Raw genomic sequence first — 10,802 nt, 5'->3', positions numbered from 1 at the left:
ATAAGTATTATTTGAAATAGTGTGACAGTTTACGCGCCAGTGCGGCGGTGATGACACCTTGGCGCAGCAGGTTCTCAATAGTGAGTGCCTCTGCGCCATATTTCTTTCTGATGAAACTCATGCTTCTTGCCGCAAATGCCCCTATATAGGGATGCGATGCCATTTCTTTGTCTGAAAGTTCTGAAAGCGCAATCCTATGGTCGGATTCTGCATTGACTGACTCCGATGGCAATGAAACCTGTATGCGGCTTCTGAGCCTGGCGAAACGTGCTGAGTCAATACCGGGAATTTCGAGCAGCTGGCTGTCGCAGTAGAAGAAGCCGAGCCTGTTGCGGTAATCCATAATCTTCCTGGCATAATAGGCGCCTATTCCCATGAGAGATGTGAGGTCGGCACTGTCGGCAAAGTTCAGATCAATGGTGTCCGAGCGCACTGCCCGGACGCGTACTGGCTGCAGCGAATCGCTGTCCCGTCTGAATCCCCTGACCCTCTGCATCGTGTCGTATTCTTTCCACTCCCTCCTCTGATAGATATCTCTGCTGCGATTCCTGCCATAACCTCCGGCTGTATGATTCAGCTTTCTTTCCGAACTGCTGCCGTAAATGTCAGGAATCACGATAAAGGCCTCCAGCTCCTGATACTTTTCCGGAGAAACGGTGTACATCCTTGCAAAATCCTCCTTCCTGCGGAATTTTCCTCCTTTACAGCGATAGTTTTCAATGCCTCTTGCCTGCGCATCCGAAAAGCCAAGCAGCAGCAGGCTGTCGTGGCTTATTGTGTTCGGGTTGAAGTCAAACAATGCCGGACTATCGCCCAGGGTGGGGCAGTGTTCAACTGAAAAGAAAGTGTAAATCTGGAAAGCCAGAAGGCCTGCCAGGAGTGAAATGATGGCAATGCTGCTACTCCTCTTCTGTCTGTTCATAATTATCCTCCCCCCACTTGTAATCCTTCGCTGCAATTATGATGGCAATTTCGCCCTTGGGCTGGTTGTTTTTATACCAGTTGAGAACCTCCTGTGCCGGTCCGCGGCGGCATTCCTCGAATTTCTTGGTAAGTTCACGGCATACGGCAACTCCTCTTTGCGCTCCCATGAACTGCACAATCTGTTCAAGCGTCCTGACCAGTCTGAACGGTGATTCGTAAACGATTGACGTATGCTGGCATTCAGCAAGTTCCAGCATCTTTGTCTGGCGGCCTTTCTTTACAGGCAGAAAGCCATGGAATGTGAAAGTGCTGGTTGGAAAACCGCTTTTTGTGAGCGCCGGTACAAAGGCTGTTGCCCCGGGCAGTGCTTCAACTTCAATCCCGGCCTCAATGCAGGCGCGGGTAAGGAAGAACCCCGGATCGGAAATGCCCGGTGAACCTGCATCCGATATGAGCGCAACATTCATTCCGGCGGCAATCTTTTCACAGACCGCTTGTGAAGTCTTGTGCTCGTTGAACTTATGGTGGCTCTCCATGTGGGTTGCAATCTCGTAGTGCTTGAGCAGCACGCTGCTGGTGCGTGTGTCTTCTGCCAGAATGAGATCAACCTCCTTCAAGATCCTGAGCGCCCTCAAAGTTATATCTTCAAGATTCCCTATGGGCGTTGGTACCAGAAATAATTTCCCCATCATATTATTGATTCATCCCTCCGTTTTCTGTGTTCGTGCTGTCTGCAGGCTGCTGTATTCCTTCAGGAGTTGCATTTCCTGAATCAAGCTGCTTGTTCTCATCTGCAGACAATTCTGTCATTGCTCCGCTCTTCTGTCCTTCTTCAACAGCTTTCCTTGCAAGTGCCGCAGCGCTGCTGTTGCTTACCGCCCTCTCGACTCCACTTATGAAAATGTCCCTTATCTGATTTCTCAGGTTCACTCTGGCAGAATCAAGAAGTTCTGTATATACCGGCACATCCTCGCTCTTGTACAGGCAGCGGCCTATCTTGAATTTCATTTTGTCCGGTGTGCCGTGAACTGTAAGGCCTATGCGGAAAGGTATAGGCGATTTGAGCACCGATATATGGTAGTTGAATGACATGTCCAGATTCTGTGTACCGCTGATAGCAGCCTTGTACCTGTCCATAGTAAGCACGAACGGGAATATCTCTATCTTGTTGTCCGCTATCACAGCCTGAACGGATATCTTGTCTATCAGGTTCTTGTCCCTGTTCTTGAATCTCAGTTTCCTTGCTATGTCGGTGAATGTCTCACCATCCATCAGAACCATATTTTCGCCAACCAATGTGGCATAACCGTTCACCGTATTCATCTGGAGATTCAAAAGTGAATCCACCTTGGTCATTGCAGAGATTGTGCAGGTCACCTTGCCCTCGAACGAACTGAGCATAGGAAGGAGAGTGTCAACCTGAGGCAAGAGATCAATGAGCTCCGCAATCTCAAAATTATTCATTCTGAAATCAAAGCCGGCGGAAACGTCATCTATTTTCTTAGCGGCATAGAAGGCATTCAAATCTATGGTGCCCTCTTTGATGGCAGCCTGGAAGGCGTTCATCTGGAATGCGCAGTTCCTTACTATCAGGTTTCCTGACAGCCTGTCAACAACTTTTTCGCTGGTAGTTATTCTGTTAAGGTCAAGATTTATGTTAACAGCTATGCTCTCCGGGATTACCGGTGATTTGATCTGTGTGGTGTCGGAGTCCATGGATTCCTGCAAGACCTTTTCCAGATTCTCGTCTGACTGCACCATCTCCTCCTGTACATTACCTTGGGCAAGCTTGCTCTGGAACTCAAGTCCCTTTGTGTAAGCAAGCATGAGTTCGTCAATGTTGAGCGAGTCGGATGTAACCTTGCCTGTGAAACTGAGCTTGCCTTTTCTTGTAACGGCATCAGCAAAGCCCTGCAATGTTCCGCTCAATGCAATCGAGGACTTGCCAAGGTTCAGTCTGGTGTCCTTGAACTCCATGCCATTGTTGTTTATGTCGAGATTGAAATTGGAGAATCTTGTCCTCAACGGGAAGGATGGTGTTATCACTCTGCCGGAAGCGGACTTGATTGTTCCGCTGATGTCCCAGTTGCGCAAAGCCATCCTGCTGTACATCTTGAGATTGAATTCATAAGTTCCGGTTGAATCCATCCTGAACTTTGGCCTGTGCATAATGGCTTTCACGGACATTGAAGTTCCCATTGCCATGAATCTGTCGGTTCCGCTCCTTGTTCCAATGACTCTTGAATCGAGAGCCAGTGAAGCAACCGGAGTCTTGCCATCTGTCCAAGGTGTGATGCTGAACGAGCCGCCTGCCTTGCGCAATGAAAGGCTGGTTGAGTCAATGTCCCTCATTCTCAGACCGCCGATTTCAAGATTTCCGTGAAGTGTGAGCGTAGGACCTTCAGACCTCCTGTTCTTGTTTGCTTTCATAGCCTCCTGCAGCTTCTGAGCTTCCTTCTGGGACAACGCTTTTGGAGCCTCCTGATTTCCTGTGAACTCAAGAGACTTTCCTGCAATGAACACACTGTCCTTGTAATTGAGGTTGAGAGTGTCAAGTGCTATTTCAAGATTCAGGACTTTCTTGCCGTTCTGAATGAGGCTGTCCTTGCTGTTGCCAACCATTCCGGCAAACAGTTCGGCCTTCCCGGATTTCAGGAATATACCTTGTGACGGCATATCAAGGAGCAGGGAATCAGAAGACAAAGATGCGCTCAGAGTATTTTTTGAAAGTGCGAACAGATTCAAGTCACTCAATTTGCCGGCAATGGTGAAATTGCCGTTCAGGTCTCCTCCTGCTATTGTTCCATCCTTAGGTTTGATAATGGCTGAGAGCGTGTCCAGATCAATGGCTGCGCTGGCCTTGAAGTTCAGAACAGGATCCTTCGTATATTCCTTGCAGGATCCTGAAACGTTCAAGTCTATTCCTCGTCCCTCAATGCTGAACTTGTTTATATTGAGATTGTTAGCCTTGATATCCTTCTGGTCAAAATGCAGATTCATATCCGCCTCAACATTCTTGAACACGGCTTTTTGTCCTTCCTTGCTTCCTCTTAGCTCGATTGTGCTCTGCGGAATGGCAAAACTGAAATCAACCACCGGCATTTCACCGCTCTTGAAATCATATCTTCCCTTGACATCCGCTGCCACATTTATGCTTGCATCTGTCCTTATCCTGTCCGGATCAAGGAATGATTCAGGTATGTATGCAAAGAGTTCCTTTATATTGTAGCCGTTTATCCTTCCGCTCAGTTCTGGAATTTCAACTCCGCTTCCATCTACGCTCAACCTGCCTTTCATCTCCAGAGGAATGGTTGCAATCCTGAGAATGAGATCCTCTATATTGAAGTCCAGTCTGTCATCACTGCCTTCCTTCATTTCTATCCTTCCTTCGGCATCGAATGGAATGTTCCTGGCTACCGAGATTCCGTGCATCCTCATATCAGTCCTTGTCTTGAGCAGAACGGAAATCATATCACTGTTCTTCCTTTTCCTCATGCTCAGGGAATCTATTGAGAACTTCAGGGCGTTGTCCTTGCTGCTGTCCGCAATCACTTTCCTGGTTGAATTGAACTGGTATGTAAGACGTGAAATCTTTGCGCGGGTCACATTGTTCTCATCAATCACCGTTGAGAAATTGCCACGCAGGGACAGTTCTCTCAAATCCAGGTCCAATTGTATGGAATCAGGAGCACTTTCCAGCGAGATGGAGGCACCGCCTTTTACCGCAAGACGGTTGAGGCTTACGGCCATTGAACTGGAATCGGCCTGTTCTGTAGTGTCTGTCTGCATTTTTACAATGTCCCAGTTACATTTACCGTATGCGGATTTGTATCCGTTCACAATAGGCTGGACCATTTCAACCTTTCTTATCTTCAGTTTGTTGAAAAGAAGAGGAGGAACAGCTACTGCAATGCTGAGCTCACTGAAAGATGCCAGGGTATCGGCATAGCTCGGTATGCCGGCTCTGCTTGCACTGTCCAGAGAGTCAAAAGCTTTGGATATTATTTCGCAGTTCTTGATTGAAAGACTTGCAAAAGGGAAATTCTTCAGCAGATGCAATTCAATGGTGTCGGCCTTTATGCTGGCGTCAAGATATTCGCAGCTGTATTTTTCGACAATCTTCTTCAGGCTTGCCGGCCTTATGGCCAGATTGAGCGCCATAAGGATAACAATAAGTGCGGCAACTGCTATGAGCAGTATTTTACCTATGGTTTTCAGGACATTTACAACTTTGTTCATGCTCCAAATAATAATCCTCAAAAATAAGAATTTTCTTTATAACTTAGAGGCATAAAAAACATATTGATATGAAGAAGATGATTTTCAATTCAGGCAGAATGCTTTCAGCCATGTTCGTTGCCGCAGCAACTTTGCTTTTTTCAACACAGATGATGGCTCAGAACAAGGAAGGGGATGTGAAGGTTGTTGCACATCGCGGTTATTGGAAAACCGACGGCAGTTTTCAGAACACTATTACAGCACTGAAGAAATCCGCTGAGATTCAGGCATACGCCTGTGAATTGGATGTGAATATGACATCGGATGGTGTCATAGTTGTCTGCCACGGACCAAAGGTGGGTGACGTGGAGGATGTACAGAAAGTTACATACGCCCGCATGCTTGATGTCAAGTTCAAGAACGGCGACGGTGTACCAACTCTTGAGGAATTCCTCAAGGCTGCAAAGAAGGGATGGAAGGTTGCAGGAAAAGGGACAGTGAAACCAAGACTTGTCCTTGAAGTCAAGACTCATCCTGCAGACAAGAGAGTTGAGGTGGTTTCAAAGGTCGTTGCTCTTGTCAGGAAGTACAGGATGGCCGACAGAACGGACTTCATAGCCTTCAACTACGATATCTGCAAGGAATTGCGCAAACAGATGCCGGAGGTTCCTGTTCAGTATCTTCTTGGAGACAAATCACCTGAGGAAATCTGCAAGGATGGTATCATGGGCATTGACTACGAATACTCCACCCTCCTTGCCAACCATGAATGGATAGAGCAGGCCCATTCACTTGGTATGGTAGTGAACGTTTGGACCGTTGATGATCCTGACAAGATTGAAACAATGATTCAGCTGGGTGTTGATTACATAACAACCAACGAACCTGTCCTCACACAGGAACTCGTGGCCAAATACAGGAAATAAACAACCGTTATGAACGTAGCATTTCTCATCAAAGAGTATTTTCCGGAGAAGCAGGACATTTCCATAGATGTCTTTGATGCTCATTCCTTGAATGAAGTATACAAGCAGGTGATGCAGACTCTCACTTCTCATTTTGAGATAGAGGTAAGTGTACTGCAAGCAATGAGCTATTGCTTTTACGAAATACTTGATAATGTGCATATTCATTCAGGAAAGCCATTGGGAACAGCCATTACACATTTTGACGCAGAAAATAATGTGCTTCGGGTCCTGGTAGCTGATGATGGAATGGGAATACGGGAGTCTCTGGCTGAAAATGACAAATTCCATGACATCAGCGAACAGGACGCTCTCAGATTATGCATTGAAGATTCTGTTACGGATGGCAAAGGGATGGGATTCGGTCTGTATGCCACAACCCGCATGATGAAGGATATAGGCTTGAAATTCATACTGCATTCAGGAACACACAAGCTTGTATTCAAGGACGGAACCACTGAAATAATTGATAACGGACTATGGCTGGGAACTATTGTGTATATGGAAATCAGCACATCTATGGAAATCAATCCGAATGACGTGGTTGATCATCGGACCAATGCCGAAGAGCAATTCAACGAATCGTTTGTAGAAACTGATGAAATAGAGTCACTGTGGATTGATCAGAAAGCCGATGTGCATTTCAATTTCTCCCGATTCGGCACTGATTTCGGCACACGTGACATGGGAGCAAAAATACGTTCGGAACTCCTAGCATTATTAAATGCCAACAAGCGGGTAGTTCTTGACTTTACGGGCGTGAATGTTGTGTCAAACTCATTTGCTGATGAGTGTATTGCAAAATTGTTATTTGACATCCCTTTGAACGAATTGAAGAAGCGAATCACATTCTGTGGATTATCACAGATGGCGGAACGCAGCATTCTTGTAGCGCTGCAAAGACGCTACAAGGTTTTGAAGCAACAGATTATGTAGACTAACCCAAAAATCACCTGGCACAACGATAGCCATTAGAAGTGACTGTAGGGCTGACTGATGTTCCGGGCGGGGCAAAATTGCCTCACCTGGAACACTGACCATTGCCAGAGTGTGGTGTGGGACATACCAGCGTGCCAGGTGATTTTCGGTTTATGATGCGCTTTGTTCCCGGCATTCCGGAGTCACCAAAACACACGGTTTGTGCTTTGCACGGAGAAGCATCCTTTGTGGAATAAATAGAGCCCGGAATATTTACTCCGCAAAGAGTTTCACAATATTGATGATGACCTTGCTGGCCTTCTCAATATTAGGAACTGGAACGAACTCGAACTTCCCGTGGAAGTTCAGGCCGCCTGCAAAGATGTTTGGGCAAGGGAGACCTTTGAATGAAAGGTTCGCACCGTCGGTGCCGCCTCTGATAGGCTGAACCTTAGGCTTGATTCCCTCCATTTCCATAGCGGCCATTGCTTTCTCAACAATGAAATAGTAAGGCTCAACCTGCTTGCGCATGTTGTAGTACTGATGCTTTATTTCAACGCTTGCCGTGCCTTCTCCATACTTTGTGTTGATGAAATCCACGCACTGCTGCATGACTTTCTTCTTGTCCTCATAAAGCTCCATGCTGTGATCCCTTATGATATATGAGAATGTGGCTTCCTCAACCGTGCCGTTGAATCCTATTATGTGGAAGAAACCGTCATAGTCCTGTGTGTATTCCGGTTTCTGGCCTGCAGGGAGCAGTGAATTGAGCTCCATGCCAATGCGGATGGCGTTCTTCATTTTGCCTTTTGCGTATCCCGGGTGCACGTTGCAGCCCTGAATGTGCACTGTGGCCGCAGCTGCGTTGAAATTCTCGAACTCCAGTTCCCCGAGTTCACCGCCGTCCATTGTATAGGCATAGTCGGCACCGAATTTCTGTACATCAAATTTCACAACGCCGCGTCCTATCTCCTCATCTGGCGTGAAGCCGATCTTTATCTCGCCGTGCTTGAACTCCGGATGGTTCACAATCCATTCGGCAGCCGCCATGATCTCGGCAACTCCGGCCTTGTCATCAGCGCCCAGAAGGGTTGTGCCGTCGGTGGTGATAAGTGTCTCGCCCTTGTGGTCAAGAAGTTCAGGGAACTCGGATGGCTTCAGGTACAGGCCCTCAACGCCTTTGAGGGCAATGTCAGACCCATCGTAATTCTCAATGAACTGAGGCTTGATGTCCTTTCCGCTTGCATCGGGAGCGGTGTCAACGTGGGCTATGAAACCTATTTTAGGAGTATCCTTGCCATTGTTGGCAGGGATGCTTGCCATTACATAACCCCATTCATCCAGGCTTGCCTCAATACCCATAGCCTTCAGCTCCTCGCACAGCATCCTCAACAGATCAAGCTGCTTTGCGCTGCTTGGCTGGCTCTCCGACTCCTCATTTGACTGAGTGTCAACACTTACATATCTTAGAAATTTATCTACAACTGTTTCCATTTTGCTTTTATATTTTTTTACAGCGATTTATTGTTTCTTTGTTCTCATTGAAGCCCAGGCTGTATAGATTACAAGGGCTGCAAAAGGCAGGATGGCAATGGCTTCTCCGTAGGCTGCGTTCCACTGCGTGAGGAAGAGGTCGAGCTGCGCGAATTTGAGGATTGCGCTGACAACGCCCATTAGAGCTCCACCTGCAATGAAACCCGATGCAATGAGAGTGCCTTTCTCCACTCTGTTCCTGTTCACTTCCTCATCCTCATCCTTGCTCCTTGAACCTACATACCAGGAGATTGCGCCTCCGATTACGAGAGGGAGGTTGAGGTCAATAGGAATGAACATTCCAAGGGCGAAAGCCAGTGCAGGTACTTTGAACAAAGTGAGGACAATGGCAATCACTGCACCTATTCCGTAAAGGAGCCAAGGGGCTCCGCCGCCGTTCATCATTGGCTCAATGACAGCTGCCATGGCATTTGCCTGAGGAGCAACCAGGGCATTGTCGCCGGTGAAACCGTAGGTCTTGTTCAAGAGAAGCATCACACCGCAGACTGTTGCGGCTGCAACTATGGTACCCACGAATTTCCATTTCTGCTGAACCTTAGGGGTTGAACCTATCCAGTATCCTATCTTGAGGTCGGTGATGAAACTTCCGGCCATTGAGAGTGCTGTGCAGACAACTCCGCCTATAATCAGGGCCGCTGCCATTCCTGTGTTGCCTTTGAGACCTACAGCTACAAGAATAAGTGATGCAATGATAAGGGTCATAAGTGTCATTCCGCTTACAGGGTTGCTGCCAACTATTGCAATGGCATTTGCAGCAACGGTTGTGAAGAGGAAGGAGATGATTGCAACAATAATGAGACCGACTACAGCCTGCCAGATATTTTCAACAACTCCGCCGAACGCAAAGAATGCAAAGATGCAGAGAAGGGCTATGATTATGCCAAACACTACGTTCTTCATCGGGAGATCCTGCTCGGTGCGCTCGACATTCGCATTTCCTTCATTTGAACCCTTCTTTGAAAATTCTCCTACAGCGAGTCCCACTGCGGATTTGATAACTCCGAAGGATTTGATGATTCCTATGATGCCGGCAGTTGCAATGCCACCTATACCTATATGTCTTGCGTAGGTCTTGAAAATTATGTCTGGACTCATTTCTCCGATTGTCTGGGTTATGGTACCTGTGTTCATCAGGTCAATGATGTCGGCTCCCCAGATTATGTTCATAAGAGGTATTATCACGAGCCATACCAGGAATGAGCCGCAGCAGATTATGAATGCGTATTTGAGACCTATTATATAACCGAGGCCGAGCACTGCGGCGCCTGTGTTGAGCTTGACAACCAGCTTGGCCTTGTCGGCGAGTGCCGCGCCCCATGACATTACAGTTGTGCTTATGGTCTCGCTCCAGGTTCCGAATGTTGAAATGAGAAAATCATAGATACCGCCAATCAGACCGCTGATGACCAATGTCTTTGCACTGGCACCTCCGTTTTCACCGCTTACGAGCACCTGTGTTGTTGCGGTTGCTTCAGGGAAAGGGTATTTGCCATGCATTTCCTTTACAAAGTATTTCCTGAAAGGAATGAGGAAGAGGATTCCAAGTATGCCGCCAAGCAATGATGAGAGGAACATCTGCGTGAAATTCACTTCAAGCCCAAGGATGTAGATGGCTGGCAGTGTGAAGATTGCTCCTGCTACAACCGCTCCGGAAGCTCCACCTATAGACTGTATGATTACGTTCTGTCCCAGGCCGCCTTTCTTCTTGAGGGCACCTGTGAGCCCCACTGCAATGATTGCAATAGGAATGGCCGCCTCAAACACCTGACCTATCTTTAGTCCGAGATATGCGGCGGCAGCCGAGAAGATTATTACCATAAGCAAGCCCATAGCCACTGAATAGAATGTGACTTCCGGATGGCTTTTGGCCGGATCCAGAATAGGAATGAACTTTTCACCGGCTTTGAGTTCCCTGCCGGCATTCTCCGGCAAACCTTTCTTGATTTCGTTCTCCATATATGTTGTTTATTATTGTTATAATCTTGTTTTCAAACAAATATCAAAGATAAACTCTGCGTTTCATAATTGCAAGAATAAAAAAAGTCAAAAATAATTTGGTATTGAAGAAAAAGTTCTTACCTTTGCATCCCCGTTCGAGAAACGGGACAGTTCATTGACATGATGCGAGAGAAGAACAACAGAGGTAAAGAAAGATAAAGATAGTCTGTAAATGATTTTATCAGTTAGGGACTATGATTTCACGCGGCGGAATCGCGAGAGGAT

7 protein-coding genes are annotated in these 10,802 nt (G+C 47.1%); 2 read left to right on the top strand and 5 right to left on the bottom strand.

Features of this window, described 5'->3' with window-relative positions:
• Positions 1-7: 7 nt before the first annotated feature.
• The 3 genes from AC06L3_RS04495 to AC06L3_RS04485 are packed head-to-tail and all read right to left on the bottom strand — an operon-like array spanning position 8 to position 5,163.
• On the bottom strand, positions 8-922 hold the full coding sequence (locus AC06L3_RS04495) for a helix-hairpin-helix domain-containing protein (protein WP_475669425.1): 915 nt from the start codon (positions 920-922) through the stop codon (positions 8-10).
• On the bottom strand, positions 900-1,613 hold the full coding sequence (gene rsmI, locus AC06L3_RS04490; protein WP_475669426.1) for a 16S rRNA (cytidine(1402)-2'-O)-methyltransferase: 714 nt from the start codon (positions 1,611-1,613) through the stop codon (positions 900-902). The genes AC06L3_RS04495 and rsmI overlap by 23 nt, the downstream gene beginning before the upstream one ends.
• A gap of 4 nt (positions 1,614-1,617) precedes the next feature.
• Entirely contained in the window at positions 1,618-5,163 is a 3,546-nt protein-coding gene (locus tag AC06L3_RS04485; RefSeq protein ID WP_475669424.1) for an AsmA family protein, read from the bottom strand.
• 68 nt (positions 5,164-5,231) lie between these two features.
• Here AC06L3_RS04485 and AC06L3_RS04480 point away from each other — a divergent pair, with 68 nt between their 5' ends.
• Positions 5,232-6,068 (top strand): glycerophosphodiester phosphodiesterase, encoded by an 837-nt coding sequence (locus AC06L3_RS04480; RefSeq protein WP_475669423.1) that lies wholly within the window; start codon positions 5,232-5,234, stop codon positions 6,066-6,068.
• A gap of 9 nt (positions 6,069-6,077) precedes the next feature.
• Positions 6,078-7,043 carry an STAS-like domain-containing protein gene (locus AC06L3_RS04475; RefSeq protein ID WP_475669422.1) on the top strand — a complete coding sequence of 322 codons (966 nt, stop codon included), beginning with the start codon at positions 6,078-6,080 and terminating at the stop codon, positions 7,041-7,043.
• A 255-nt stretch (positions 7,044-7,298) separates the two neighbouring features.
• On the opposite strand, the gene pepT is transcribed toward AC06L3_RS04475, so the two are convergent.
• The gene (gene pepT / locus AC06L3_RS04470; RefSeq protein ID WP_475669421.1) at positions 7,299-8,519 is read right to left on the bottom strand and encodes a peptidase T; all 1,221 of its coding nucleotides are present in this window, start codon (positions 8,517-8,519) and stop codon (positions 7,299-7,301) included.
• Positions 8,520-8,546: 27 nt separating this feature from the next.
• On the bottom strand, positions 8,547-10,535 hold the full coding sequence (locus AC06L3_RS04465) for an OPT family oligopeptide transporter (protein WP_475669420.1): 1,989 nt from the start codon (positions 10,533-10,535) through the stop codon (positions 8,547-8,549).
• Between the last annotated feature and the right edge of the window lie 267 nt (positions 10,536-10,802).

This window comes from Candidatus Egerieousia sp. (assembly GCF_056211015.1).
The sequence above is the reverse complement of the archived record's forward strand: the minus strand, read 5'-3'. Positions and strand labels throughout refer to the sequence as shown.